The organism is Bordetella pseudohinzii, from assembly GCF_000657795.2.
Taxonomy (GTDB): domain Bacteria; phylum Pseudomonadota; class Gammaproteobacteria; order Burkholderiales; family Burkholderiaceae_B; genus Bordetella; species Bordetella pseudohinzii.
Window position 1 is genome coordinate 225,248 of the sequence record NZ_JHEP02000004.1, and the last position, 26,483, is coordinate 251,730.

The window sequence follows — 26,483 nt, forward strand, 5'->3', positions numbered from 1 at the left end:
AAGGACAGATTGGCGGTTTTGCGCAAGTTGTTGACGGCTTTTCGTTAGTGTTCGTAGATGAAAATGTACATCATTCTCATTGAGTTGGCATGACCAGGAGAGCCCCGATGGACCAGTCCCCCTTGCACGGCGTCGGCATGAAGGCGACCTATCCGCGCTTGAAGATCCTGGACATCTTCCAGCGCTATCCCGACCGCCACATGAGCGCGGCCGACGTTTATCGGCAACTGTTGGACGAGCAGGTGGATATCGGCCTGGCGACCGTCTATCGCGTCCTGGGCCAGTTGGCTCACGCGGGCCTGCTGGCCCGCAGCCAGTTCGATGCGCAGACCAGCGTGTTCGAACTGGCCGCCAAGGGCCGCCACGATCATCTCGTGTGCACCGGCTGCGGCGCGGTGGCCGAGAGCAGCGATGCCGGCATCGCCGACCAGGCCCGCCGCATCGCGCGCCGGCACGGTTTCGCGCTCAAGAGTTACAGCCTCTCGCTGTATGGACGTTGCGCGCGGTGCCGCGACGCAATCAAAGGAGTTTTCGAATGAACCCCATGCTTTTTCAATATCACGACCTGACGCAGTTTCCGCTGGTGCTCACCCGCCATCACGGCGCCCCGCAAGGCTATGCCGAGGCCTGGGTGCGCGAGATGGAGCAATTGGTGGCCAGCCCCGAGCCCTTCGTGCTGGTGACATTGGACCTGGATGCGCCCATCGCGCACGAGGACCGCAAGCGGATGCTGCAATGGCAGACCGACAACATGCACCGCATCCGCCGGGTCAGCCGGGGCTATGTCGCGGTCAAGCCCGATATTTCGGGCTATGAGCGCGCCAGCAGGCAGGCCGAGAAAATGACGCGCGCCTTCGGCTTTCCGTTTGTGGTGGTCCAAAGCATGGTCGAAGCCCGCCTGGCCGCGCGCCGTTTAATGGCCGGCCTGAGCGTGGACGGCGCGGCCGCCTGAGCGCAGCAGCAGATAGCCGGCCACGGCCGAGCACAGCGTGCCCGCCAGCACGCCGATCTTGGTGGCGTCGATGGCGGCCTGGCTATCGAAGGCCAGCGCGCCGATGAACAGGCTCATGGTGAAGCCGATGCCGCACAGCAGCGCCACGCCATAGAGCTGGCGGTAGCTGGCCTGGCGCGGCAGGCTGGCGATGCCCAGCCGGATGGCCAGCCAGGCAAAACCGAACACGCCCAGCTGCTTGCCCAGGAACAGGCCGAGCGCGATGCCCAGCGGCACGGGCGCGGTGAGCGCGTCCAGCCCGAGCCCGGCGAAAGACACGCCGGCATTGGCAAAGCCGAAGATGGGCACGATGAGCAGCGCCACGGGGCGATGCAGGGCGTGTTCGAGCTTGTGCAGCGGCGAGGGTTGGCCATGGCGGCGCAGGGGGATGGTCAGCGCCAGCGCCACCCCGGCCAGCGTGGCGTGCACGCCGGACTTGAGCACGAAGAACCAGAGCAGCACGCCGATGGCCAGATAGGGCAACAGCGCCACCACGCCCAGGCGGTTGATGGCGATCAGGCACAGCAGCAAGACCGCCGCCATGGACAGCGCGAAACCATTGAGCTGCGCGGTGTAGAAGAGGGCGATGATGACGATGGCGCCCAGGTCGTCGAGGATGGCCAGCGCGGTGAGGAAGATCTTGAGCGACGTGGGCACGCGGCTGCCCAGGAGCGCCAGGATGCCCAGCGCGAAAGCGATGTCGGTGGCCGCCGGGATGGCCCAGCCGCGCAGTCCTTGCGGGTTGCCGGCATTGACGGCCAGATAGATCAGGGCCGGGGCCAGCATGCCGCCGGCCGCCGCCACGCCCGGCAGCACGACGCGCGACAGGCCGCGCAATTGCCCATCCAGCATTTCGCGCTTGATCTCAAGGCCCACCAGCAGAAAGAAAATCGCCATCAGGCCGTCGTTGATCCAGTGCTGCACGCTCTCGCGCAGCATGACCGGGCCGATATGAACCCCCAGCTTGGCGCCCAGCAGGCCGAAATAGCCCGGCGCCCAGGCCGAGTTGGCCACCCATAGCGCCAGGACGGCGGCCAGCATCAGGATGTAGCCGCCCAAGGCCTCGGAGGAAAAAAAAGCGTGCAGAAACGACTTGGGGCGGGGATGGGACACGGCGTTCGCTTTTATAAAAGCCGAGGGCGGCCTGTAGGGCCGCCCTCGTATCAGCGGAGAATAAGCTGAATATTAGCTGAACATATCGGACAGAGTGAGGTTTCTCATGAAAATAAGACTGACTTAAGTCTTTTATCCCGCTATCAATGCCAGAGCAGGGCATTCATGACTTCGGTCAGACGGTCCCGGTAGCGCTGCTGGCGCGCGCGCACCGCTTCGCGCCGCGCCAGGAAATCGGCCGGCTCGGCCCCGGCGGCAAAGCGCGGCGCTGCCCAGACGGCGTTGGGGAAGTGGCGGTCTTCGCGCCAGCGCGGGATCACATGCCAATGCAGGTGCGGCACCATATTGCCCAGCGAGGCCAGGTTGATCTTGTCGGGCTGCAGCGTGTCGCGCTGCGCCTGTTCGATGGCGTAGACGGCGCGCATGATCAGGTCCCGGCCATGCGTGGACAGGCTGGTCATCTCGGGCAGGTGCGCATTCCAGATGACCCGTGTAAAGCCGGGGTAGTCGGGATCCTGCGCGTCGACGACGCGCAGATGCGGGCCTTGCCACAGCAGTTCGCCGCCCTCGGCCTGGCACAGGGGGCATTGCGGATCGCGTGTGCTCAAGCCAGCACCTTGCGATACTGGATGAAGCCGGAGCGGTCCGCGATGTGGTCGTAGAGCTGCATGGCGGTGTGATTGGTTTCGTGGGTGAGCCAATAGACGCGCGCGGCGTTGTTGGCCTCGGCGTCGCGGTAGACATGCTCAATCAGCGCGCGGCCGGCGCCCTTGCCGCGCACATCCTGGGACACGAACAGATCCTGGAGATAAACATAATCGCCCGCGGTCCAGGTGGAGCGGTGGTAGATCCAGTGCACCATGCCGATGGCCCGGCCATTGTCATAGGCCAGCGCGGCATGCATGGGCTGGGCGGGGTCCAGGAAACGCTCCCAGGTCACGCGGGTGACCGCTTCGGCGATGTCGACGTTGTAGAAGGCCTGGTAGCCCTTCCACAAGGGCAGCCAGACGGCGAAGTCGGCCTGGGAGATGGGGCGGATTTCAATCGAGCTCATGATGTATCTCTTCCGGAAAAGTCCAGGGGCGGGTCCTAGAGGTGTTGTTCAAGGGTTGCGACGATGTGACGCAGCACCTGCAGGCGGGCATAGCGCTTGTCATTGGCCGGTATGGGATACCAGGGGGCATCGGGCAGGTCGGTGCGGGCCAGCATTTCGTTGGTCGCCTGCGCGTACTCGCGCCACTTCTTGCGGTTGCGCCAATCGTCGGGCGTGATCTTGTAGCGCTTGAAGGGCGTTTTTTCGCGCTCCTTGAAGCGTTCGAGCTGCACGTCCTGGGTGATGGCCAGCCAGAACTTGATGATGATGGCGCCGTTGTCGGTGAGCTGGCGCTCGAAATCATTGATCTCGGCATAGGCGCGGCGCCACAGCGCGGGCGCCGTGAGTTTCTCGACCCGTTCGACCAGCACGCGGCCATACCAGCTGCGGTCGAAAATGGCGACGCGGTTCTGGCGCGGCACATGACGCCAGAAGCGCCAGAGATAGGGGCGGGCCAGTTCATGCGGCAGCGGCGCGGCAATGGGCGTGATGTCGTACTGCCGGGCGTCCAGGGCCTGCACCACGCGCTGGATGGCGCCGCCCTTGCCGGCGGCGTCCTGGCCCTCGAATGCCAGGATCAGCGAGCGTTCGCGGAATTTTTCGCTGCGTACCGCGCGCGCCAGGCGGCCTTGCAACAGGCCCAGTTCGCTGTCGTAGTCCTGCTTGTCTTCGCGCGCCTCGTAGTCCAGCCCGGCCAGCCGGTCGGCCACCGGCCCCAGGCGGGGGCGGTCCAGTCCGGCGCGCGCGACCAGCGGAATGGCGCGCCGCTTCATGGTGGCCAGCACGGTCTGGGCCGTGCGCACCACGCGCAGATTGTCGTCGGCGCTGGGAATGACGACCCAGGGCGCGTGATCGGCGTCGGTGTGCGCCAGGGCGATGTGCGCGGCATCGCAGATGCGGTGGTATTTCTTGGCGACCTGGTAGTCGTCGGGGGACACCTGCCAGGAGGTCTCGGGGCTGGCTTTCAGGCGTTTGATGCGATCGGTCTGCGCCTTGGCCGACAGGTGGTACCAGAGTTTGACGATCTGCACGCCCTCGGTGATGAGCATGCCTTCGAAGCGCCGTATCTGGGCGGCCAGCGCCTCCACCCGTTCGGGCCGGGTTTTCTTGCGATAGCACTCGCGCAGCAGGGGCACATACCAGGAGCCGAAGACGATGCCGGTCTCGCCCTTGGGCGGCATGGCGTTCCAGTAGCGCCAAAAAGGCGGGAACTCGGATTCGATCTCGTCGGGTTCGCCGAAGGCCAGGGTGTGGATGTGGCGCGGGTCCATCCAGTCATTGAGCAGGTTGATGGTCTGCCCCTTGCCCGCGCCGTCGATGCCGGCCACGACGATCAGCAGCGTCCGGTCGGCGCGGTTCAGACGGTCGTATTGCGCCTTGAGCAGAGCCGTGCGCAGGCGGCGCTCGCATGCCTTGTAATCCTCTTTCGAGAGGATAGGGTCGGCTTGCGCTTCCATAAACATGTTTGCGGCTCCGGTCTGGCTGTCGACCGGTCGATGTTGCGGGATATTGCCTGGGCGCGCAAGAGGCGCTAGATGCGGTTCAGCGGGATCTTGAGGTAGCGCGTGCCGTTGTTTTCGGCGGCGGGCAGCTCGCCGGCGCGGATATTGACCTGGATGGCCGGCAGGATCAGGGTCGGCATGGCCAGGGTGGCATCGCGCTTCTGGCGCATGGCGACGAAGTCGGCCTCGCTGACGCCGTCGCGCGCGTGGATATTGCCCGCGCGCTGCGCCGCCACCGTGGTTTCCCAGGCCGGGGCCCGGTGCTCGGGCGGATAGTCATGGCACATGAACAGGCGCGTGGCCGGGGGCAGGGACAGCAGCCGCCGGATGGAACGGTACAGCTGGACGGCGTCGCCGCCGGGGAAATCGCAGCGCGCCGTGCCCACATCGGGCATGAAGAGGGTGTCGCCCACGAAGACCGCGTCGCCGACCTGGTAGGCCATGTCGGCCGGCGTATGTCCGGGCACGTGCAGGGCGCGGGCCTGCAGGCTGCCGATGGCAAAGCTTTCGTCGGGCTTGAACAGATGATCGAACTGCCGGCCGTCGGTGGGCAGATCGAGATTGAAAATGGGTTTGAAGGCCGCTTGCACTTCGCGGATCGCCTGGCCGATGGCCAGGGTGCCGCCCAGCAGGCCTTGCAGATAGCGCGCCGCCGATAGATGATCGGCATGGGCGTGCGTCTCCAGTATCCATTGGCAGCGCAAGCCCTCGGCGCGCACGAAGGCGGCGATGGCGTCGGCGCCGGCCGTGGAGGTCCGCCCGGATTTGGGGTCGTAGTCCAGCACCGGGTCGATCACGGCGCAATCGCGGCCATCGTGCACGACATAGCTAATGGTGCCGGTCGTGGGATCGAAGAAGGCTTGAGGCTGCATGGCGGCTTCCGGCAAATGATATATCTAATTATATTATATAATAATGTAGATCAATGTCCGGTTTTCTTCTTTTATGCATGCTTCTCTTACCGATGCCGATATCGTGGCGCTGCGCGCCTCGGCCGATCAATGCTGCGCGCTCCTGAAAGCATTGGCCAATGCCGATCGGCTGTTGCTCTTGTGCCAGCTGGTCGAAGGCGAACGCAATGTGGGCGAACTCGAAGCCCAGACCGGCATCCGCCAGCCCACGCTGTCGCAGCAGCTGGGCGTTCTGCGCGACGAGGGGGTGGTCGCCACCCGGCGCGCCGGTAAATTCATTTACTACCGCCTGGCCAGCCATGAGGTGAGCCAAATCATGAAAACCCTTTCGGGCCTGTATTGCGGGCAGGTCCTGGAGCACGCGCAATGAGCATCGCATGGGAATCCTTCACACCTGGCAGCGCCCTGGCAGGCGGTCTGCTGATCGGCGCGGCCGCCGCCTTGCTGATGGCCACCCTGGGCCGCATCGCCGGCATCAGCGGCATTCTGGGGGCGCTGGTGCCGCCGGCGGCGGGCTCCGCCTGGCGGGTGGCCTTCATCGGGGGGCTGGTCCTGTCTCCCTGGCTATACGGCTTGTTCGCCGAGCTGCCCACCCCGCACTTCACGTCCAGCACGCCCACGCTCATCCTCGCCGGGCTGCTGGTCGGCTTCGGCACGCGGCTGGGCTCGGGCTGCACCAGCGGTCACGGCATCTGCGGCCTGTCGCGCGGTTCGGTGCGTTCGGTGGCCTCGGTCCTGGTCTTCATTCTGACCGGCATGGCGGTCGTCGCCGTGGTCCGCCACCTCCTGGGGAACTGATATGCATCTCGTCCTCGCCCTGTTCTGCGGCCTGCTGTTCGGCGTGGGCCTCATCGTCTCCGGCATGACCGACCCGGCCAAGGTGCTGGGCTTTCTCGATATCGGCGGCCACTGGGATCCCTCGCTGGCCTTTGTCATGCTGGGTGGGATCGCGATCACCGCGCCGGTCTACGCCCTCCTGAAGCGGCGCGGCGCCACGATCACCGCCGGCGCGCCCCTGCAATGGCCCACGGCCCGCAAGATAGACCGGCGCCTGTTGAGCGGCGCCCTGCTGTTCGGCATCGGCTGGGGGCTGGCGGGGCTGTGCCCGGGCCCGGCCGTGGTGACCGCCGCCCTGGGCTACGAGGACGCCCTGACCTTCGCCATCGCCATGCTGGTCGGCATGGGGGCGTTTTCTTTCTGGCAGAGGCCGACCTCGGATCGCGCGCGCTGAGCGCGGCCGCGCCGGGCACCACGCGGCGGATCCCGGCCATCGCCGGTCGTCCGCCAGGGCGCCTGGCACCAGACGCCTTACTCGTAGCTGCGCAGATCCTCGATCACCTTGCCGTCGTTGGGCAGGCTGCCGGGTTCGGCGCGGAGGATGTCGGCGCGCAGCTTGGTGATGTCGCGCACGGACTCGACCAGCCGCAAGGACAGCTCGGCCGGCAGTTGTCCGGTCTCGACGTGCAGCGCCATCCGTTCGGCGCCGGTGGTGCCGGTGATGACCAGGCGGGCGCGGCCGACTTCGGGATGGCGGCGCAGCACTTCGGCCACCTGCGAGGGATGGACGAACAGGCCGCGCACCTTGGTGGTCTGGTCGGCGCGGCCCAGCCAGCCGCGGATGCGGGTATTGCTGCGTCCGCAAGGCGAGCGCCCCGGCAGGACCGCCGAAAGGTCGCCGGTGCCGAAGCGCACCAGAGGGTAATCGGGGTTGAGCGTGGTGATGACCACTTCGCCCACTTCGCCGTCGGGCACCGGCTCGCCGGTGCCGGGGCGCACGATTTCCAGGATGAGGTCTTCGCCCAGCACCAGTCCTTCGCGCGCCGCGGTCTCAAAGGCGATCATGCCCAGGTCGGCGCTGCCATAGGCCTGGTAGCCCGCGATGCCGCGGGCGGCCAGCCAGTCGCGCAGCGAAGGCGGGAAGGCTTCGCCGGAGACCAGGGCGCGCTTGAGCGAGCTCAGGGGCAGGCCGAGTTCGTCGGCCTTCTCCAGGATGATCTTCAGGAAGCTGGGCGTGCCGGTGTAGCCGGAAGGCGCCAGGTCGCGGATGGCGTGCACTTGCTGTTCGGTCTGGCCGGTGCCGCCCGGAAAAACCGTGCAGCCCACGGCGTGCGCGGCGGTCTCCATCATGGAGCCGGCTGGCGTGAAATGGTAGGAAAAACAGTTGTAGGCCAGTTCGCCAGCGCGAAAGCCCGCGGCATAGAGGGCGCGTGCGAAGCGCCAGTAATCGGGCCGGGCAGTCTCCGGCTCATAGATGGGGCCGGGCGAGGCAAAGACCCGCGCGGCCTGCCCCCAGCCCACCGCCGAGAAGCCGCCAAAGGCTTTCTGCGGGCCGGCCGGACCATCGCCCGCCCGGCTTTCCTGCTGCAGCGCCAGCAGTTCGTGTTTGCGCAGCACGGGCAGCGCGGCCAGCGCCTGGCGGCTGGTGATGCGCGAGGCATCCACGCCGCGCAGCTGGGCGGCGATGGCCGGGGCGCGCGCCTGGGCCTGGGCGATGGCGCCGGGCAGGGCTTGCATCAGGGCGCGTTCGCGCGCGGCCGGATCGCGGGTTTCCAGGGTATCGAAGAACTCGGACATGGATTCGCACCTTCGCGGTGTTGGGTCGGTTCAGGCCAGCCAACGCTTGCGGCGGCGATAAAACTTCTGGTCGCGGAAACTCTTGCGCTCTCCGCTGGAGATGCCGAGGTAGAACTCCTTGACGTCCTCGTTCTGCGCCAGGTCGCCGGCCGCGCCATCCATCATCACCCGGCCGTTTTCCAGGATGTAGCCGTAGTCGGCATAGCGCAGCGCGATGTTGGTGTTCTGTTCGGCCAGCAGGAAGCTCACGCGCTCGCGCTGGTTGAGATCGCGCACGATCTCGAAGATTTCCTCGACGATCTGCGGGGCCAGGCCCATGGACGGTTCGTCGAGCAGGATCATGTTGGGGCTGGCCATCAGGGCGCGGCCGATGGCCGTCATCTGCTGTTCGCCGCCCGAGGTGTAGCCGGCCTGGCTGCCGCGTCTTTGCTTCAGGCGCGGGAAATACTGGTACACGCGCTCCAGGGCGGCGCTGACCTCGCCGCGCGACAGATGGCGGGTGTAGGCGCCGGTCAGCAGGTTTTCTTCGATGGTCAGGTGGGCGAAGCAATGGCGGCCCTCCATGACCTGCACCACGCCGCGCTTGACCAGCTCGGCGGGCGACAGTCTTTCGATGCGCTCGTCGCGGTACTGGATATAGCCCTTGGTGACATCGCCGCGCTCGCCCTTCAACAGGTTGGAGACGGCGCGCAGCGTGGTGGTCTTGCCCGCGCCGTTGGCGCCCAGCAGGGCCACGATCTTGCCTTCGGGCACGCGCAGGGACACGCCCTTGAGCACCAGGATGACGTGGTTGTAGATGACCTCGATGCCGTTGACATCGAGCAGCACCTTGGACGGCGTGGAAGAGGGAGCGACAGTCATGGCGTTTCCTGCGGAATACGAAAGGCCGCCGGCCGGAGCCGGCGGCCGCTGCTCATCAGCCTTCGCACTTGCGCGGCGTGATTTTCTTCTCCTGGGCGTACTTGGCGGCGCCTTCCTTGACCAGCGGATCCACCAGGGCCTTGTCGGCCTGATACCAGTCGGAGGCGACGTTGAACTTCTTGCCGTCCCACTGCACGATGCGGGCCCAGTCGTCACCCATGTGATTGCTGCAGCTGGTCTTGACCGGGCGCATGATGTCGCCGAAGCCCAGCGCGTTCAGGCGCTCCTGGGTGAGGTTGAGGTTCTCGAAGCCCCAGCGCACCTGCTCGGGCGTGAGCGCCTTGCCCTTGCCGAACTTCTCCTGCGCGGCGCGGATGGCCTCGACCTGCATCATGGAGATCATCATGCCGCGCGTGTGGGCGATGGTGCCCAGCGTGGTGTTGCCCGACTTGTCGGCGCCCTGACCCTTGTCGTAGACGTATTTCTTCAGGTCTTCGTAGACCTTGCCGGTGCCGGCGCTGTTGTGGATGGTGATGGCGTTATAGCCCTTGGCGACATCGCCCAGGTCCTTGACGTCGCCCTCGGAGCCGGCCCACCAGATGGCATACATCTTGTCGCGCGGATAGCCGCTGGCCTGGGCTTCGCGGATGGCCGTCGGCGTCATGATGCCGGCGCTCCAGAGCAGCACATAGGCCGGACGCTGCTGGCGGATTTGCAGCCAGGTGGATTTCTGCTCCACGCCCGGCGCGGTCACCGGATAGAGCAGCAGTTCGAAGCCCTCCTTGGCGGCGCGCTTCTGCAGCAGGGGGATGGGCTCCTTGCCATAGGGCGAGTCGTGATACACCAGGGCGATCTTCTTGCCCTTGAGCTTGGCCAGCCCGCCTTCCTTCTTGGCGATGTCCTGGATCATGACGTCGGCCGCGGTCCAGTAGGTGCCCAGCAGCGGGAAGTTCCATTCGAAGACGCTGCCGTCGACCGATTGCGACAGGCCATAGCCCATGGTCTCGACCGGCACCTTGTCCACCATGGCCTTGTCGGTCACGGCGAAGGTGATGCCGGTGGACTGGGTGTCAAAGCCGGAGGCGCCGGTGCCCTTGTTCTTCAGGCGCTCGTAGCATTCCACGCCGCGGTCGGTGGCGTAGGCGGTCTCGCACTCTTCATAGCTGATTTTCACGCCGTTGACGCCGCCGTCGCGCTCGTTGACCAGCTTCAGATAGTCCAGCTTGCCATCGGCCCAGGGAATGCCCAGCGGCGCGAACGAACCCGTGCGATACACCAGCAGCGGCACGAACTGCTCCTCGGCGGCGGCCGCCGGGGTGGCGATGGCGCCCATCGCGCCGGATGCGGCCATCAGGGCCGCGGCCAATTTCAGGTTAAGACGCTTCATCTCCATTTACCTCCTGCGTGGTGCTTGCTATCGAACACCGGGGTTGGCCCGGTCTGAAGCCGGGTTGTGTGAGAGCGCGGGCCGGGTAGGCCCGCGCCGATTCAATGCGGGAACGGCCAGATGCGCAGCTTTTCCTTGCCTATGCTCCACAGACGCGCCAGGCCATGCGGCTCGGCGATCAGGAAGAACACGATGAGCGCGCCGAACACCATGTGCTCGACGTGGGCCGCGGTGTCCACCGACAGCGACAGCCCGAGAAGATGGGGGATGTTGGTGAGCGCCACCGGCACCAGCACGATGAAGGCCGCGCCGAAGAAGCTGCCCAGGATGGAGCCCAGACCGCCGATGATGACCATGAACAGCAGCTGGAAGGAGCGGCCGAGGTCAAAAGCCAGCGGTTCCCAGGAGCCCAGATGAATGAAGCCCCAGAGCGCTCCGGCCACCCCGACGATGAAGGAGCTGACCGCGAAGGCCGACAGCTTGGCGTACATGGGGCGGATGCCGATCACCGCGGCGGCCACGTCCATGTCGCGGATGGCCATCCATTGGCGTCCGATGGCGCCGCGCACCAGGTTCTTGGCCAGCAGGGTGAAGACCACCACCAGGATCAGGACGAAGAGGTATTTCTCCAGCGCGCTTTGCACCGGCAGGCCAAAGGCCGTGAGCGGCGGCACGGACACGTTGCCCGAGGAAGAGTAGTTGGTGAAATACGGGATGCGCAGGAAGGCCCAGTCGACAAAAAACTGCGCGGCCAGGGTGGCCACGGCGAGATAGAGTCCGCGGATGCGCAGGCTGGGGATGCCGAAGATCACGCCCACCAGGGTGGCGAAGCCGCCGCCGATCACGATCTGCAGCAGGAGCGGCGAGCCCGGAAAGCGCACGCCGATGTTCCAGGCCGCGTAGGCCCCCACCGCCATGAAGGCGCCGGTGCCCAGCGAGATCTGGCCGCAATAACCCACCAGGATGTTCAGTCCCACGGCCGCCAGGGCCAGGATGAGAAAGGGGATCAGGATGGCGCGCAGCAGGTAGTCGCTGGCCAGCAGCGGCACCGCCACGAAGGCGATCGCCATCAGGAGCGTGAAGAAGATGCGGTCCTGCCGGATCGGGAAGATCTGCTGGTCGGCGCGATAGCTGGTCTTGAATTGGCCGTTTTCGCGGTAGAACATGATGACTCCAATCTGGGGCTCTAGACCCGGTCAATGATTTTTTCGCCGAACAGCCCTTGCGGACGGAACAGCAGGAAGACCAGCGCCAGCACGTAGGCGAACCAGATTTCGATGCCTCCGCCGACCAGCGAGCCCAGATACACTTCCGACAGTTTTTCTCCTACGCCGATGATCAGGCCGCCCAGGATGGCGCCGGGCACCGAGGTCAGGCCGCCCAGGATGACCACGGGCAGGGCCCGCAAGGCGGCCGTCGACAGCGTGAACTGCACGCCGAACTTCGAGCCCCAGATGATGCCGGCCACCAGCGCGACCAGGCCCGCCACGCTCCAGACAATGACCCAGATGCGGTTGAGCGGGATGCCGATGGATTGCGCGGCCTGGTGGTCGTCGGCCACGGCGCGCAGCGCCCGGCCGGTCGAGGTGAACTGGAAGAACAGCGCCAGCGCGGCCACCAGCAGCGCGGCGATGAGCGCGGCGGTCAGGTCTTCGAGGTTGATGAGCAGGCCGCCTTCGAAGACGGAGTCCAACACCATCCAGGGTTCCTTGGGCATGCCCACATTGATGGAGTAGACCGAACTGCCGAAGGTGATCTGGCCCAGCCCGTCCAGGAAGTAGCTGATGCCCAGCGTGGCCATGAGCAGGGTTGTCAGGTCCTGGTTGACCAGATGGCGCAGCACCAGGCGCTCGATCACCACGGCCAGCAGGAACATGATGGCCGCGCTCACGATGAAGGCCAACACATTGGCCACCAGCATGTTCTCGAAGCCCAGCCACTGCGGTATCCACTCCGAGAAGCGGGCCATGGACAGGGCGGCCACCAGCACCATGGCGCCCTGGGCGAAATTGAAGACGCCCGAAGCCTTGAAAATGAGCACGAAGCCCAGGCCGATCAGCGAATACAGCATGCCGCTCATCAGCCCGCCCAGGAAAGTTTCCAGAAAGAATCCCATCTCGTATCCCGTCCGTTCAGCCGTGGGCCACGCCGAGATAGGCGCGGATCACATCAGGATTGCCCCGCACTTCGTCGGGCGTGCCGTCGCCGATCTTCTTGCCGTAGTCCAGCACCACGACCCGATCGGAGATGTCCATCACCACGCCCATGTCGTGCTCGATGAGGACGATGGTGGTGCCGAACTCATCATTGACGTCGAGGATGAAGCGGCTCATGTCCTGCTTTTCCTCGATGTTCATGCCCGCCATGGGTTCGTCGAGCAGCAGCAGCCGAGGCTCCATGGCCAGCGCGCGGCCCAGGTCCACGCGCTTTTGCAGGCCGTAGGGCAGGCGCCCGACAGGCACCTTGCGATAGGCCTGGATCTCCAGGAAGTCGATGATGTTCTCGACGAACTCGCGGTGCGCCATTTCTTCGCGCTCGGCCGGGCCCAGGCGCAAGGCCTGGGCCAGCAGGCCGCATTTCATGCGCAGGTTGCGGCCGGTCATGATGTTGTCCAGCACGCTCATGCCCTTGAAGAGCGCCAGGTTCTGGAAGGTGCGCGCGATGCCCATTTCGGCGGCGCGGCGCGGGTTCATGCGCGAGAAGCGCTCGCCGCGCAGCATGATGCCGCCCTGCTGGGGCGTGTAGACGCCGTTGATGACGTTGAGCATGGAGCTCTTGCCGGCGCCGTTGGGTCCGATGATGGCGCGTATCTCATGTTCGCGCACATTGAAGGAAATATCCGTGAGCGCCTTGACGCCGCCGAAGGACAGCGAGATGTTCTGCATGTCCAGCATGACTTCGCCGATCTGCTGGTCGCGGGAGGAGAAGCTCATATCAAGCGGCCTTGGCGGTGATGGCGGGATAGGTCTTGGCCGGGCAGATGCGCAGGTCGGCGGAAATCTTGCCGCTGCGGCCGTCCTCGAACTTGACCTCGGTTTCGATGAACTGGCTGTCCTTGCCGCTGTACAGCGCGTCGATCAGCACGCCGTATTTCTGGGCAATGAAGGCGCGGCGCACCTTGCGCGTGCGGGTCAGCTCGTCATCGTCCGGGTCCAGCTCCTTGTGCAGGATAAGGAAGCGGTGGATCTGGGAAGCGGCCAGGCGCGGGTCGTTGGCCAGATCGGCGTTGACCTTCTCGACGCAATCGCGGATCAGGGCATAGACCTCGTCCTTGGCGGCCAGGTCGGTGTAGCCGGCATAGGGCAGGCCGCGGCGTTCGGCCCAGTTGCCAACGGCTTCCAGGTCGATGTTGATGAAGGCGCAGGCCTGGTCGCGGTCGGCGCCGAAGGCCACGGCTTCCTTGATATGCGGGAAGAACTTGAGCTTGTTCTCGATGTACTTGGGCGCGAACAGGCTGCCGTCGGCCAGCTTGCCCACGTCCTTGGCGCGGTCGATGATCTTGAGCTGGCCGTCGCTGTCCAGATAGCCCGCATCGCCCGTATGGAACCAGCCTTCGGCATCGCGCGCCTCGGCGGTGGCGGCCGGGTTGCGGTAGTACTCCTTGAAGAGCCCCGGGCTCTTGACCAGGATCTCGCCGCTGTCGGCCACGCGGATCTGCACGCCGTCGACAGGCGGGCCCACGGTGTCGTCGCGCACCTGGCCGTCGGGTTGCACGCAGACGAAGACCGAGGTCTCGGTCGAACCATACAGCTGCTTGAGATTGATGCCGATGGAGCGGTAGAAAACGAACAGGTCGGGGCCGATGGCCTCGCCGGCGGTATAAGCCACCCGCACGCGGCTCATGCCCAGCGCATTGCGCAAGGGGCCATAGATCATGAGGTCGCCCAGCTTGTAGCGCAGCGCATCCCAGGCCGATACGGGCTCGCCGTCGAGGATGCGGGCGCCGACGCGGCGAGCCAGGTTCATGCAGGCGTGGAACAGCTTGCGCTTGAGGAGTCCGGCGTCTTCCATGCGGATCATCACATGGGTCAGCAGCCCTTCGAGCACGCGCGGCGGCGCGAAGTAATAGGTCGGCCCGATGTCGCGCATATCGATGGGCACGGTGTCCGGCGATTCCGGATGGTTGACGGTGAAGCCGGACACCAGCAGCTGGGTGTAGGAGAACATGTTCTGGCCTATCCAGGCGGGCGGCAGATAGGCCAGCACGTCTTCCTGGTCGCTCAGCTTCTCCATTTCGGCCACCGCCCGCGCGCGGTCGATGAGCGCATGATGGGTCAGCACGACGCCCTTGGGCTTGCCGGTGGTGCCGGAGGTGTAGAACATGGCCGCCGTATCGTCGGGCCGCACGGCGCGCGCGGCCTGCAGGTAGAAGTCCGGGTGGGCCTGCGCGTGTTGGCGTCCGGTTTCTTCCAGCGCCTCATAGGACTGCAACAGCGCGTCGTGGTAGTGACGCATGCCGCGCGGATCGTCATAGACCACGGCCTTGAGCGCGGGACATTGCGCGCGCACTTCCAGCATCTTGTCGACTTGCTCCTGGTCTTCGACGATCGCCACGCTGATCTCGGCGTCCTGCAGCACGTAGACCATTTCCTGGGCCGCCATCATGGCGATGTACAAGCGGGGCCGGTTTTCGCCGATGACGGCGATGTGCTTGCCCGGGCCGATGCCCAGGGCCGCCAGCCCATGGGCCAGCAGGCGCACATGCTCGGCCACGTCGGCCCAGCTTAGGGTTTGCCATATGCCCAGGTCTTTTTCGCGGATCGCGGGGCGCGATGGGCGCACGCTGGCATGTTCGAGCAGGAGCGCAGGAAAGGTCTGCGCCGCCGCCGGGCGGGCCGGGGGCTGGGAATGTGCCACGTTGTCTCCTCCGGTTTGGGCGGGGGACGGGAGTGTTGCGAGCTAGGCTTCCCGACCTGCGCTTGACCAGTTCGTTTTAGATTTACGGCAGGAGTTAAGGTATAAGGTTGGGTCGCCGCCAACTGTCACCATCACGACATTCAAGGACCATTTAGGGTATTCCCGATGCAGCTCGCCGATTCGCTACATCTCGCCGCCGCCTGGTTTCGCACGCTGGACAGCGAACAGCGCGCGCGCGTCGAGCGCGATGTCTCGGTGCAGCATGTCCAGGCTGGCACGATCATAGAGCGTAAAGGCGAGCTCGCCCAGGCATGGATAGGCGTGCTCGCGGGCTTGGTGAAAGTCTCGGTGGGCAACGCCGAAGGCAAGGTGGCCTCGCTGACCGGCGTGCCCGCCGGCGGCTGGATAGGCGAAGGCTCGCTGCTCAAGCGCGAGGTGCGCAAATACGATGTGGTGGCCTTGCGCGATTCGGTGGTGGCGCGCCTGCCCTCGGCTACCTTCGAGTGGCTGCTCGACAGCAGCATCCCCTTTAACCGATACCTGCTGCATCAGTTGAACGAGCGCGTGGCGCAATTCATCGGCAAGGCCGAGTATGACCGCCTGCTCGATCCCGATGCGCGCGTGGCGCGCTGCCTGGCGGAGCTCTTCAATCCCCTGCTGTATCCCGGCATGGGCATGCGCCTGGCCATCACCCAGGAAGAAGTCGGCTATCTGGCGCGCGTTTCGCGCCAGCGCGCCAACCAGGCCCTGCGCAAGCTCGAAGGCGCGGGCCTGCTCAAGGTCGAGTATGGCGCGGTGCGGGTCATGGACCTCGAGGGCCTGAAGCACTACGGCGCGGATCGCGCGGCCATCGACGAAGACTGATCGCGCCTGTCGGCCGGCGTGTTGAAACCGGCCCGCGGCCGGTTGGCGGCAGCGGGCCGGTTTTTTCGGCTTGAGATACGCGGCCGCCGGGGCAGCCGCGTATCTCAGTGGCCGCCGCCCAGATAGGCGGCGATCACGGCCGGGTCGTGCTTGAGCTGCTCGGCCGGCCCGTGCACCGAGATGCGTCCGTTTTCGAGCACATAGCCATAGTCGGCGACGTTCAGCGCGGCGGCGGCGAATTGTTCCACCAGCAGCATGGTCACGCCCTGTTCCTTGAGGCGCGCGATGATGCGGAAGACCTCTTCGACCAGGATGGGCGCCAGGCCCATGGACGGCTCGTCCAGGAGCACCAGCTCGGGATTGAGCATGATGGCGCGCGCCATGGCCAGCATCTGCTGCTCGCCGCCCGACAGGGTGCCGGCCAGTTGGTCGCGGCGCTCTTTCAGGCGCGGAAACAGATCCATGGCCCGGCCCAGATCGGCCTGGACGTCGCCGCGCGGGCGGCTGCCCGTCAGACGCGGGAAAGCGCCCAGCAGGAGGTTGTCGGTGACCGACAGGGTGGGAAAGACGCGCCGCCCTTCGGGCGAGTGGGCCAGGCCCAGGCGCGCGATGCGGAAGGACTCCTGTCCGGCGATGGCGCGGCCGTCGAGGGTGATTTCACCAGCCGTGGGCCGGATCATGCCCGACAGCGCGCGCATGGTGGTGGTCTTGCCCGCGCCGTTGGAGCCGATCAGGGTAACGACCTTGGCCTTGGGCACGTCCAGGCTGATGCCATGCAGCACCTTGACCTTGCCGTAACCCGCTTCGAGATTCTTCACAGATAGCATTGTCGATGTCTCCGGCGGGCGTCAGGCGGTCGCGCCGCCCAGGTAGGCTTCGATGACCTTGGGGTTTTGCTGGATCTCGCCGGGCAGGCCCTCGGCGATCTTCTGGCCGAAGTCCAGCACCGATACGGTGTCGCACACGCTCATGACCACGTCCATATGGTGTTCGATGAGGATGAGCGTGATGCCGTGGTCGCGCACCTTGCGGATGATGACCAGCAGCTCGGCGATGTCGGGCGCGGTCAGGCCGGCGGCGGGTTCGTCCAGCAGCAGCAGTTGCGGATCCAGGGCCAGCGCGCGGGCGATCTCCAGCAGCCGCTGCTTGCCATAGGGCAGGTTGCGGGCCTCCTCGCCGGCGTATTCGGCCAGGCCGACGAACTCCAGCAGCGCCAGGGCGCGGGCGCGCGCCTGCTGTTCTTCGTTCTTCCAGCGGGCGGTGCGCAGCGCGATATTGGCCAGACCGGTCGTGAAGCTGTGGTGCAGGCCCACCAGCACGTTCTCCAGCGCCGTCATCTCGCCGAAGAGCTGCACGTTCTGGAAGGTGCGCGCCACGCCATTGGCGGCGATGTCGGCCGGCGTCAGCCCCACCAGCGAGCGGCCCGAGAAGGACACGCTGCCGGCCGTGGGCACGTAGATGCCGGTCAGGACGTTCATCATGGTGCTCTTGCCCGAGCCGTTGGGGCCGATCAGACCGTGGATGGTGCCGCGCTTGACGGTCAGGTCCACCTGGTTGAGCGCCTTCAGGCCGCCGAACTGCATAAGCACGCCCTGGGCCTGCAGCAGGGTCTCGGCGGGGCCGGCCGCGGCCGCGGGCACGGCGTCGGCGTGGTTGGCGAGTTCCGTCTTGACCGACAGCGCCGTGCGCCGGGTCGAGAAGAAGAGGTTGCGCACGAAGCCCACGATGCCGTCGGGCAGGTAGTACACGACAAAGAGAATCATCACGCCGAAGATGCTCAGTCGCCAGTCGGTGACGGCATCCAGCCAATAGGCGAACACGGCCAGCGCGATGGTGCCGACGACCGGCACGGCCACGCGCCGCGGCTGGGCCTGGCCGCGCGCCACCGCCGCGGCGCAGCCCGCGGTCACCAGGATGGCGACGGCCAGCGCGATCAGGCGGAAAGTGCCGATGTCATCCAGCATCTTGGGCAGCAGCACGATGATGGAGGCGCCGAGGATGGCGCCGGTGCGCGTCTTGCGCCCGCCCATGATGATGGCCAGCAGGAACAGGATGGTGAGTTCGAAGTTGTAGGTATTGGGCGAGATGTATTGCTCGGAATACGAGTACAGCGCGCCGGCCAGGCCGGCGAAGCCGGCGCTGATCACGAAGGCGATCACCTTGTGGCGGTAGACCGATACGCCCATGCAATCCGAGGCGATAGGGCTGTCGCGCAAGGCCTCGAAGGAGCGGCCCAGGTGCGACTTGAGGATGCGGTGCACCACGATGAGCGACAGCACCAGCAGCAGGGCGACGAGCCAGAAGTACTCCTGTTTGTCGAGCACATGGCCGCCGAAGGCGGGCTTGTTGATCTTGATGCCCAGCGGCCCTTCGGTCAGGAAGGTCATCTCGTTGATGAGAATCTGGATGATGGTGCCGAAGGCCAGCGTCACCATGGCCAGATAAGGGCCGGTGACGCGCAGCGCGGGCAGCGCCAGGACGGCGCCGAAGGCCGCCGCGATGACGATGGCCGCCGGCAGCGTCACCCAGATAGGCATCTGTAGATGGAAGACCAGCACGCCGGCCACGTAGGAGCCGACGCCGAACAGGCCGGCATGGCCCAGCGATACCTGTCCGGTATAACCCACCACGATGTCGAGCCCGAACAGCAGGATCGAGTAGATCATGATGGTTTCGATGAGGTGCAGATAATAGGTGTTGGTCACGCCCAGCGGGATGGCCGCCAGGCAGGCCAGGGCCACGACGGCCAGGACACGGTGCAAGGGTTTCATCGGCTTTACACCTTCTTGATCGCGGTCTTGCCGAACAGGCCGGCGGGTTTGAAGGTCAGCACCAGGAGCAGCAGCACGAGGCCGGGAACATCCTTGTAGCCGGTCGACAGATAGAAGCCGGTGGTGGTCTCGGCGATGCCCAGGATGAGGCCGCCCACGACCACGCCCATGCCGCTGGACAGCCCGCCGATAATGGCCACGGCGAAGGCCTTCAGGCCCAGCACCGCGCCCATGGTGGCGCCGGTCAGGGTGAGGGGCGCGACGAGCACGCCGGCGAATGCCGCCGTCAGCGACGACATGGCGTAGGAAAAGGTGATGACCAGACCGGTGCTGATCCCCATCAGGCCGGCGGCATCGCGATCATTGGAGGTGGCGACGAAGGCCTTGCCGTAGATCGACTTGCGGTTGAACAGCTCCACCAGGAGCATCATGGCCAGCGCGCCGAACACCACCAGCAGTTCCATGGGCAGCACATTGGCGCCCAGGACCTTCAGCGGCGCCTCGGGCAGCGGCGACGGAAAGCGCAGGTCATCGCGGCCCCAGACGTTCTCGGCCACGTTGCGGAAGATGATGCCCAGGGCGATGGTGGCCATGATCCAGCCGAACTCGGAGCGCGTCTTGATGGCCGGCCGCACGCCGACCCGTTCGACGAACATGCCCTGCAGGAAACCGAAGACGCAGACGATGGGAATCATGACCCAGTAGTTCACGCCCAGGCCCACCAGCGTCAGGCCGACCAGCGCGCCCAGCATCAGGGCTTCCCCCTGGCCGAAGTTGAGCGTGCCGGATGTGGCAAAGGTGAGCTGATATCCGAACGCTATGACGGCATAGATCATGCCCAGCGCGATACCGCTGTAGATAAGCTGTAGAAGAATCATCATGTATGCGCAGTGAGAACCCCGGCCCGCGCGCCGAGCGGATACCGCGCGGGCCCGTGCGGGCCCGCGCTGCGGTAGACAGCTTGTGTATTACTTGGCCTTGACGACCCGGCCGCCCTTGACCTCGCCGATCACGACTTCTTTCTCGGTGATGGCGTCGTGGTTGTCGTGGCTGAAGGGCTTGTTGTAGGTCATCACCACACCCTCGACCGGGGTCTGGAGGTTTTCCAGGGCTTCGCGCACCTTGGGACCTTCGGTGCTGCCCGCCTGCTTGATGGCCGCGGCCAGCAGGTAGATGGAGTCATAGCCCTGGGCCGCCGACACCGGAGAGTCGATGCGGTTGTTCTTGGGCTTGAACTTGGCCAGGTAGGCGTCGATGAAAGCCTTGCGGCGCGGCGTGTCCGGATCCTGGATGAAGGTTTGCGGCATGCGCGCGCCTTCGCCGTTGGCGCCGGAGTTGTCGATGTAGTTCGCCATGGACAGCGTCCAGCTGCCGATGATGGGCACCTTCCAGCCGAGCTTGGCCATGCCGTTGGCGATCTGGGCCAGTTCGGGGCCGATGCCGTAGGTCAGGACGGCTTCGGCGCCGGCTTCCTTGGACTTGAGCAGCTGGGCCGTCATGTCCACGTCCTTGATGTTGAACTTCTCGACGGCCACGGGCTTGATGCCCTTGGAGGCCAGGGCTTTTTCGAGGTCTTCGCGGCCGAGCTGGCCGTAGTTGGTCGAGTCGGCCAGGATGGCGACCTTCTTGAAGCCGCGGCGGGCGACGGCCTCTTCGACGATCATGGGCGCCTGGATGCTGTCATGCGCCGCGTTGCGGAAGACGTAGTTGTCCGGGTACTCCGGCGCCTTGAACTGGTGGGTGATCACGCTGCCGGTGGCGACGTTGTTCATCACCGGGATCTTGGCGTCCTGGTAGAAGCGCTGCGAGGCCAGGGCCACGCCGGTGTTGATGTAGCCCACCGTGGCGACCACGCGCTCCTTGTTGATGAGCTCCTGGGCGATCTGCACGCCGCGTTCGTTCTTGGCTTCGTCGTCGCGCTCGACGCCGACCAGCTGGCGGCCGAGCACGCCGCCGTTCTTGTTGATTTCTTCGATGGCCAGGCGCACGCCGTCGCGCATGCTCACGCCCATGGAAGAAGAACCGCCGGTGTAGGGACCGGCCACGCCGATCTTGATGGGGTCTGCCGCGTAGGCTCCCGCCGAGAGGGCGAGCGTCAGGGTACCGGCAAGCAGCTTCAAACGAAAGTCCATGATGTCTCCGTTGTGATTGGCATGGGGACCGTCCACACTAATGTGATTTTGGCCGTGGTTGGTCCGACTGCGAAAAAACCAGTTCTTTGCGCCACTCTTGTCGTGCTGCGTCGCGGGCGCTCTCCTCTTTGAGCTCGGTACTCTGGTCTTTAATGCTTACGCGAAACTTATATTCGCCGCCGTTTTCTCGTAAATCCCTAGAAGAAAGGGGCCCAATCGGAGGGGAATTCCGATGGGTGCCGGAATTATTTTCCGGTGATGGGCTCAACGGCGGGCGATATGGGCGCAGACGCCGGCGATCCAGTCGGCGAAGGCGCGCGCCCCGCCTTGCAGGGGCCGGCGCTGCTCATGGCAGAGGTAGTACTGGAACTCGCCGCGCGAGGTCACATCGAAGAGCCGCACGAGCTTGCCCTCGTTAAGCCACTCGGCGGCCAGGGTCTTGCGGCCCAGCGCCACGCCCTGGCCGGCATGGGCGGCGGCCAGCACCATGCCCAGGTCCACCAGCCAGACGCCCTTCGTGGGCTCGGGCCAGCCCAGCCCGGCCCGGTCGAACCAGGGTCGCCAGGGCTCCATGGGGCAGCGCAGCAGGGCCGCGCGGGCCAGGTCCCCGGGCCGCTCGAAGGGCCCATGGCGCTTCTGGTAGCCCGGGGAGCACACGGCGAAGACTTCGTCGTCGGTCAGCTGCTGGACATGCAGGCCCGGATACTGGCCATTGCCGAAGCGTATCCAGAGATCGGCATTGGGCGGGGCGATCTCGAGATAGGGCACCGAGAACAGGATCTCCAGGTCGACCTGGGGATGGCGGTCGGTGAACTCGGGCAGATAGGGGATGAGGACCTGCCGGGCGAAGGTGGGGGTGGAGACCACGCGCAGCAGTTCCGTGGGGGGCTCGGCCCGCGCCTTGAGCGCGGCGGCCGACAGCTGTCCCAGGGCGCTGCGCACCTGTTCGAGATATTCGCGGCCGGCCGGGGTCAGCGTGGCGCCGCGCCGGCCGCGCACGAACAGCACGGTATCGAGCTGGGCCTCCAGGGTGCCGATGCGCTTGCCGATGGCGCTGGCGGTGACGCCCAGTTCGGCGCCGGCGGGTTCAAAGCCGCCCAGACGGGCGGCGGCCTCGAAGGCCTGGATGGCGGCCAGGGAGGGCAGGCGTTGCTCTCGGGTTCCTCGCATGGGCTGGAGGGCCGCAACGGCGACCGTGACAGGATGGGGAGTCCCATTATAGGGACAGAATTAGCCGCCCAGGTCGCCCGTGGCCAGGGAGACCGCCAGGACCAGCATCACGACGGCGATGATGCCGTCCAGCACGCGCCAGGCCCGTGCATGGCTGAAAAAGGGCGCGAACAGGCGCGAGCCCACGCCCAGCACGGCCAGCCACAGCACCGAGGCCGTCAGCACGCCCACGGCGAAGGCCGGGCGCGCTTCGGCGAAACCGTGGGCCAGCGACCCCACCACCACCATGTCGAGCCAGAAATGCGGGTTGAGCAGCGAGAAGCCCAGCGCGCCCAGCAGGGCCGCGCCGCGCGACGGCACGGCTTCGCGGCAATGGGCCAGCGAACCGCCCTTGTAGGCGCGGCGCGCCGATTGCAGACCGTACCAGGCCAGGAAGGCCACGCCGAACCAGAGAATGGCCCGGGTCAGGCCCGGCACCCATTCGGTCAGGCGCTGCAGGCCCCAGACGCTGCCGAAGATGAAGACCGCGTCCACCAGCGCGCAGGTCGCCAGCACGGTCATGACGTGCGCGCGCATCAGCCCCTGCCGCAGGACGAAGGCGCTTTGGGCGCCGACCACGGCAAACAGCCCCAGGCCGGTGGCGGTGCCGCTGGCCCAGGCGGTGAAGAAGGCGGGAAAGGTGAGCGTGAACATCGTTTGCAGCCTGGAATGAAAACCGGCCGGGCGAGGCGCCGCAGCCGGGATGAGGTCATTCTGGCTTGCCTTGGCAGTGAAATACAGCTAATTTTGATTAACCATCTTAAGTAAAACTTAATCGGAGCGGCTACCCTGGCCATGAGACTGGACCACGATCATCTGCGCGCCCTGGCCGCCGTCGTGCGCGAAGGCAGTTTCGAGCGCGCCGCGGCGGCCCTGCATATCACGCCGTCGGCGGTGTCGCAGCGCATCAAGACGCTGGAGGACCGCAGCGGCCGCCTGCTGGTGCAGCGCACGGTGCCGGCGCGGGCCACGCCCGATGGCCAGGTGCTGGTCCAGCTGGCCGAACAAACCGCCTTGCTGGAGCACGATGCCTTGCTGCGCCTGGGCGTGGCCGAGGACGAGATCACGCAGGCGAGCATCCCCGTGGCCGTCAACCATGACAGCCTGGAGACCTGGTTCGTCGACGCCGCCACGCGCTTTGCCGCCCGGTCGCGCGCCACCCTGGACATGCAGTCCGAAGACCAGGACCACACCGCGACCCTGCTGCGCAATGGCGCCGTGCTGGGCGCGGTGACCACGCTGGCCGAGCCGGTGCAGGGCTGCCGCATCCATCCCCTGGGCAGCATGCGCTACGTGGCCACCTGTTCGCCCGGCTTCCAGGCGCGCCATTTTTCCCAGGGCGTCAATGCGCGCACCCTGGCCCAGGCGCCGGTGCTGGTGTTCAACCGCAAGGACGGGCTGCAGGCCCGGTTCGCCCGCCGCATCATGGGCCGCGAGCCCTGGCAGCCGCCGGTCTGGTGGGTGCCGTCGAGCCGCGCCTTCGTGCAGGCCACGCTGGACGGGCTGGGCTGGACCATGAATCCGCTGCCGCTCATCAAGGAGGATCTGGACAGCGGCCGCCTGGTGCCTCTGCGCGCCCGCGCCTGGGAAGACGTGCCCCTCTTCTGGCAGCATTGGCGGGTAAACTCCCAGGCCATGGTGGCCCTGACGGACGCCGTTCTGGCCGCCGCCCGCGCCCTGGTGCGCAAGCGCCAGGGACAGGCCCTGTAACCCGCCGGCCAGGCGCCGGCTTTGCTTTGGAGTAATGCGATGACTTTGCGTAAGCTCGTCCTTGCGGCCGCGCTGGCCTTGACTACGGGCGCGACGGCCATGGCCGCGGACTACAAGGTCGGCCAGATCGAGGTGGATGATCTGTGGGTGCGGGCCTCGGCCCCCGGCCAGGAAAACGGCGCGGGCTATCTGGAGATCGAAAACGACGCCAAGACGCCGGATCGCCTGGTGTCGGTGTCATCGGCGGCCGCCGAGCGCGTGGAGCTGCACACCGTCAAGAATGAAAACGGCATGGCGCGCATGCGCGAGGTCGACGGCGGCATCGAGGTGCCGGCCGACGGCAAGGTCGAGCTCAGGCCGGGCGGCTATCACGTCATGTTCCTCAAATTGAAGACGCCCTTCGCCGAGGGCGGCACCGTGCCCGCCACGCTGAAGTTCGAGAAGGCCGGCGAGGTCCAGGTCAATTTCAAGGTCAAGCCGGTGAGCCACAACCCGGGCATGGACCATGGCCACATGAAACACTGATGCGAAAAAAATAACGGCCCGACGGGCCGTTATTTTTTTCCATGGGAACCGGCGGCTTATTCGAGATGGATGTTGGCCTTCTTGATGACCTCGGCCCAGGCGGCGCGCTCGCCTTCGGCAAAGGCCTTGAAGTCCTGCGGGCCCATGGGCATGGGTTCGACGCCCATGTCGTTGAGCTTTTGCGACACCGCCTCGGACTTGAGGGTGTTTTGGAGTTCGGCCGACAGCTTGTCCATCACCGGCTTGGGCAGGCCGGCCGGGCCGACCAGGCCTTGCCAGGCGTAGGCCGTGAAGTCGGGCACGCCTTGCTCGGCCATGGTGGGCGCGTCGGGCAGGGCCTTCAGGCGCGAGGGCGTGGCCGAGGCCAGCACGCGCAGCTTGCCGGCCTTGACATTGGGCAGGCCGGCCGCGAGGTCGATGAACATCACGTCGACCTGGCCGCCCAGCAGGTCCTGGATGGCGGGAGCGGCGCCCTTGTAGGGCACGTGCAGGATGTTGACGTTGGCGCGCTGCTTGAAGAGTTCAAGCGCCAGGTGGTGGGGCGAGCCCGCGCCGGCCGAGGCGGCGGTCAGCTTGCCCGGCTCTTTGCGCGCGGCCTGCAGGACGTCGTTGACCGTCTTGAAGGGCGAGTTGGCATTGACGGCCAGCAGCAGCGGGAAGCGCGCGATGCCGCCGATATAGCTGAACTTCGCCGGGTCATACGACAGCTTGGCATAGAGCGAGGGATTGAAGGCCAGGGTGCCGGAGTCGGCCGTGCCTATCATGTAGCCATTGGGTTCGGCCTGGGCGATGGCGGTGGCGCCGATGATGGTGGCCGCGCCGGGGCGGTTTTCGACCACGAGGGTCTGGCCCAGCGGTTTTTCGAGGCCGCTGGCCACGCTGCGCGCCACGACGTCGGCGCCGCCGCCGGCCGGGTAGGGCACGATCCAGCGCACGGCTTGGGTGGGCCAGCTTTGCGCCGAGGCGGCGGCGGCAAAGCCCAGGGCGGCAAACGCCAGCAGGCGCTTGGCATGCTTGTGCATGGCTTGTCTCCTTGCGGGAAATTATCGTTATCGGCGCGGTCCCGCGCCTTTACGGGGCACATTATGCCGCCGCCCTTGCCGCCTGTCTTGCCTCAGATCGCGTAGCTGCGCGCGCCGAACAGCGCGCTGCCGATGCGCACCTCGGTCGATCCCTCCTCGATGGCGATCTCGAAGTCGCCGCTCATGCCCATGGACAGGCGCGCCAGCGGCAGTTCGGCCGTGGCGTGCCGCTCGCGCAGCTCGCGCAGGCGGCGAAAGCAGGCGCGCACCGCGGCGCTGTCGTCCGAGTTGACCGCCATGGTCATCAGGCCCTGCACGCGCAGCGCCGGGCAGGCCTGGCGCAGATGCGCCAGCAAGCCGGGCAGGGCTTCGGGCGGCAGGCCGAATTTGCTCGGCTCGGGCGAGGTCTTGACCTGGATGAGGACATCCAGGCTGCGGCCGGCCGGCTCCAGCCGGCGCTGCAAGGCATCGGCCAGCTCCTGGCGGTCCAGCGACTGGACCTCGGCGACGTCGCGCACGACATCCTTGGCCTTGTTGGTCTGCAGGTGGCCGATCATCACCCAGGACAGGCCCAGGTCGGCCAGCGGATCGGCCTTCTGGCGGATCTCCTGGGTTTTGTTTTCGCCGAAACGGCGCAGGCCCAGGGCGGCGGCCTCGCGCACGGCCTCGGCGTCGAAGGTTTTGCTCACCGGCAGCAGCTGGACGCTGCCGGCCGGGCGGCCGGCGCGCTCGCAGGCCTGGGCGATGCGTTGTTCGAGGGCGGCCAGGCGTGTGGCCATGGTATCGGTCATGCGGAGTTCTCGTGGTTGACGGTCCGGATTGCGGCCTTTGCGCCATAGTTTAGGTCCGCCGGGCAGCGGCCGGGCGGCGCCGCGTTGCCCGGCGTGCGCCGCGGGCATAGAATCGACGCAGCACTTCATGTTTCAAGAATTAAGCCATCGTTGCTTGGCGCCTCGCAAGC

At 66.3% G+C, this 26,483-nt stretch carries 28 protein-coding genes; 8 read left to right on the plus strand and 20 right to left on the minus strand.

The window, feature by feature from the left end; translation table 11 throughout:
- Window positions 1-107: 107 nt before the first annotated feature.
- Both L540_RS07575 and L540_RS07580 read left to right on the plus strand, forming a co-directional pair.
- Window positions 108-539 carry a transcriptional repressor gene (locus L540_RS07575; protein ID WP_043207047.1) on the plus strand — a complete coding sequence of 144 codons (432 nt, stop codon included), beginning with the start codon at window positions 108-110 and terminating at the stop codon, window positions 537-539.
- On the plus strand, window positions 536-952 hold the full coding sequence (locus L540_RS07580; RefSeq protein WP_043207046.1) for a hypothetical protein: 417 nt from the start codon (window positions 536-538) through the stop codon (window positions 950-952). Before L540_RS07575 ends, L540_RS07580 begins: the two co-directional genes overlap by 4 nt.
- Here L540_RS07580 and nhaA read toward each other — a convergent pair.
- From nhaA to L540_RS07605, 5 genes are all read right to left on the minus strand, one after another.
- Entirely contained in the window at window positions 914-2,104 is a 1,191-nt protein-coding gene (gene nhaA, locus L540_RS07585; protein WP_043207043.1) for a Na+/H+ antiporter NhaA, read from the minus strand. The genes L540_RS07580 and nhaA overlap by 39 nt on opposite strands.
- A gap of 143 nt (window positions 2,105-2,247) precedes the next feature.
- Entirely contained in the window at window positions 2,248-2,712 is a 465-nt protein-coding gene (locus L540_RS07590) for an HIT family protein (RefSeq protein WP_043207041.1), read from the minus strand.
- Window positions 2,709-3,158 carry a GNAT family N-acetyltransferase gene (locus L540_RS07595; protein WP_043207039.1) on the minus strand — a complete coding sequence of 150 codons (450 nt, stop codon included), beginning with the start codon at window positions 3,156-3,158 and terminating at the stop codon, window positions 2,709-2,711. Before L540_RS07595 ends, L540_RS07590 begins: the two co-directional genes overlap by 4 nt.
- 35 nt (window positions 3,159-3,193) lie before the next feature.
- Entirely contained in the window at window positions 3,194-4,660 is a 1,467-nt protein-coding gene (pap, locus tag L540_RS07600) for a polyphosphate:AMP phosphotransferase (RefSeq protein ID WP_043207037.1), read from the minus strand.
- A 68-nt stretch (window positions 4,661-4,728) separates the two neighbouring features.
- Complete coding sequence (locus L540_RS07605) at window positions 4,729-5,571, minus strand: MBL fold metallo-hydrolase (protein ID WP_043207035.1); 843 nt, start codon at window positions 5,569-5,571, stop codon at window positions 4,729-4,731.
- Between the two features lie 73 nt (window positions 5,572-5,644).
- Between L540_RS07605 and L540_RS07610 the strand changes: the two genes are divergently transcribed.
- The 3 genes from L540_RS07610 to L540_RS07620 are packed head-to-tail and all read left to right on the plus strand — an operon-like array spanning window position 5,645 to window position 6,841.
- Entirely contained in the window at window positions 5,645-5,980 is a 336-nt protein-coding gene (locus L540_RS07610; RefSeq protein WP_043207033.1) for an ArsR/SmtB family transcription factor, read from the plus strand.
- A complete protein-coding gene (locus tag L540_RS07615) occupies window positions 5,977-6,408 on the plus strand; it encodes a YeeE/YedE family protein (protein WP_043207031.1) in 432 nt (143 codons plus the stop codon). The genes L540_RS07610 and L540_RS07615 overlap by 4 nt, the downstream gene beginning before the upstream one ends.
- A gap of 1 nt (window position 6,409) precedes the next feature.
- Window positions 6,410-6,841: a YeeE/YedE family protein gene (locus tag L540_RS07620; RefSeq protein WP_043207029.1), complete on the plus strand. Its 432-nt coding sequence runs from the start codon at window positions 6,410-6,412 to the stop codon at window positions 6,839-6,841.
- Between the two features lie 77 nt (window positions 6,842-6,918).
- Here the strand turns inward: L540_RS07620 and L540_RS07625 are convergent, their stop codons facing one another.
- The 7 genes from L540_RS07625 to L540_RS07655 form a co-directional block, all read right to left on the minus strand.
- A complete protein-coding gene (locus L540_RS07625) occupies window positions 6,919-8,184 on the minus strand; it encodes a phenylacetate--CoA ligase family protein (protein ID WP_043207027.1) in 1,266 nt (421 codons plus the stop codon).
- Window positions 8,185-8,214: 30 nt separating this feature from the next.
- Window positions 8,215-9,045: an ABC transporter ATP-binding protein gene (locus L540_RS07630; protein ID WP_043207025.1), complete on the minus strand. Its 831-nt coding sequence runs from the start codon at window positions 9,043-9,045 to the stop codon at window positions 8,215-8,217.
- A 55-nt stretch (window positions 9,046-9,100) separates the two neighbouring features.
- Window positions 9,101-10,438, minus strand: coding sequence for an ABC transporter substrate-binding protein (locus tag L540_RS07635; protein ID WP_109842506.1), 1,338 nt, complete (start codon window positions 10,436-10,438; stop codon window positions 9,101-9,103).
- Between the two features lie 95 nt (window positions 10,439-10,533).
- Window positions 10,534-11,598 carry a branched-chain amino acid ABC transporter permease gene (locus L540_RS07640; RefSeq protein WP_043207022.1) on the minus strand — a complete coding sequence of 355 codons (1,065 nt, stop codon included), beginning with the start codon at window positions 11,596-11,598 and terminating at the stop codon, window positions 10,534-10,536.
- A gap of 20 nt (window positions 11,599-11,618) precedes the next feature.
- A complete protein-coding gene (locus tag L540_RS07645) occupies window positions 11,619-12,548 on the minus strand; it encodes a branched-chain amino acid ABC transporter permease (protein ID WP_043207020.1) in 930 nt (309 codons plus the stop codon).
- A gap of 16 nt (window positions 12,549-12,564) precedes the next feature.
- The gene (locus L540_RS07650; RefSeq protein WP_043207018.1) at window positions 12,565-13,365 is read right to left on the minus strand and encodes an ABC transporter ATP-binding protein; all 801 of its coding nucleotides are present in this window, start codon (window positions 13,363-13,365) and stop codon (window positions 12,565-12,567) included.
- Window position 13,366: 1 nt separating this feature from the next.
- Window positions 13,367-15,289, minus strand: coding sequence for an AMP-dependent synthetase/ligase (locus L540_RS07655; RefSeq protein ID WP_043207017.1), 1,923 nt, complete (start codon window positions 15,287-15,289; stop codon window positions 13,367-13,369).
- A gap of 165 nt (window positions 15,290-15,454) precedes the next feature.
- On the opposite strand from L540_RS07655, the gene L540_RS07660 reads away from it, so the two are divergent.
- Window positions 15,455-16,153 carry a Crp/Fnr family transcriptional regulator gene (locus L540_RS07660; protein WP_043207014.1) on the plus strand — a complete coding sequence of 233 codons (699 nt, stop codon included), beginning with the start codon at window positions 15,455-15,457 and terminating at the stop codon, window positions 16,151-16,153.
- 104 nt (window positions 16,154-16,257) lie between these two features.
- Here L540_RS07660 and L540_RS07665 read toward each other — a convergent pair whose 3' ends face one another.
- The 6 genes from L540_RS07665 to L540_RS07690 all read right to left on the minus strand — a co-directional run bounded on the left by L540_RS07665 (window position 16,258) and on the right by L540_RS07690 (window position 22,919).
- The gene (locus L540_RS07665; protein ID WP_043207011.1) at window positions 16,258-16,980 is read right to left on the minus strand and encodes an ABC transporter ATP-binding protein; all 723 of its coding nucleotides are present in this window, start codon (window positions 16,978-16,980) and stop codon (window positions 16,258-16,260) included.
- 21 nt (window positions 16,981-17,001) lie between these two features.
- Window positions 17,002-18,924, minus strand: coding sequence for a branched-chain amino acid ABC transporter ATP-binding protein/permease (locus L540_RS07670; RefSeq protein WP_043207009.1), 1,923 nt, complete (start codon window positions 18,922-18,924; stop codon window positions 17,002-17,004).
- Window positions 18,925-18,929: 5 nt separating this feature from the next.
- Entirely contained in the window at window positions 18,930-19,805 is an 876-nt protein-coding gene (locus L540_RS07675; RefSeq protein ID WP_029579803.1) for a branched-chain amino acid ABC transporter permease, read from the minus strand.
- Window positions 19,806-19,892: 87 nt separating this feature from the next.
- Entirely contained in the window at window positions 19,893-21,056 is a 1,164-nt protein-coding gene (locus tag L540_RS07680; RefSeq protein ID WP_043207006.1) for an ABC transporter substrate-binding protein, read from the minus strand.
- A 264-nt stretch (window positions 21,057-21,320) separates the two neighbouring features.
- Complete coding sequence (locus tag L540_RS07685; protein ID WP_043207004.1) at window positions 21,321-22,226, minus strand: LysR substrate-binding domain-containing protein; 906 nt, start codon at window positions 22,224-22,226, stop codon at window positions 21,321-21,323.
- A gap of 60 nt (window positions 22,227-22,286) precedes the next feature.
- Window positions 22,287-22,919, minus strand: a complete 633-nt coding sequence (locus L540_RS07690; RefSeq protein ID WP_043207003.1) for a LysE/ArgO family amino acid transporter — start codon at window positions 22,917-22,919, stop codon at window positions 22,287-22,289.
- A gap of 141 nt (window positions 22,920-23,060) precedes the next feature.
- Between L540_RS07690 and L540_RS07695 the strand changes: the two genes are divergently transcribed.
- Window positions 23,061-23,975 carry a LysR family transcriptional regulator ArgP gene (locus L540_RS07695; RefSeq protein ID WP_043207001.1) on the plus strand — a complete coding sequence of 305 codons (915 nt, stop codon included), beginning with the start codon at window positions 23,061-23,063 and terminating at the stop codon, window positions 23,973-23,975.
- Between the two features lie 39 nt (window positions 23,976-24,014).
- On the plus strand, window positions 24,015-24,500 hold the full coding sequence (locus L540_RS07700) for a copper chaperone PCu(A)C (RefSeq protein ID WP_043206999.1): 486 nt from the start codon (window positions 24,015-24,017) through the stop codon (window positions 24,498-24,500).
- Window positions 24,501-24,556: 56 nt separating this feature from the next.
- On the opposite strand, the gene L540_RS07705 is transcribed toward L540_RS07700, so the two are convergent.
- Window positions 24,557-25,522 carry a Bug family tripartite tricarboxylate transporter substrate binding protein gene (locus L540_RS07705; protein ID WP_043206997.1) on the minus strand — a complete coding sequence of 322 codons (966 nt, stop codon included), beginning with the start codon at window positions 25,520-25,522 and terminating at the stop codon, window positions 24,557-24,559.
- Window positions 25,523-25,614: 92 nt separating this feature from the next.
- Window positions 25,615-26,313, minus strand: coding sequence for a YggS family pyridoxal phosphate-dependent enzyme (locus L540_RS07710; RefSeq protein ID WP_043206994.1), 699 nt, complete (start codon window positions 26,311-26,313; stop codon window positions 25,615-25,617).
- Window positions 26,314-26,483 lie beyond the last annotated feature (170 nt).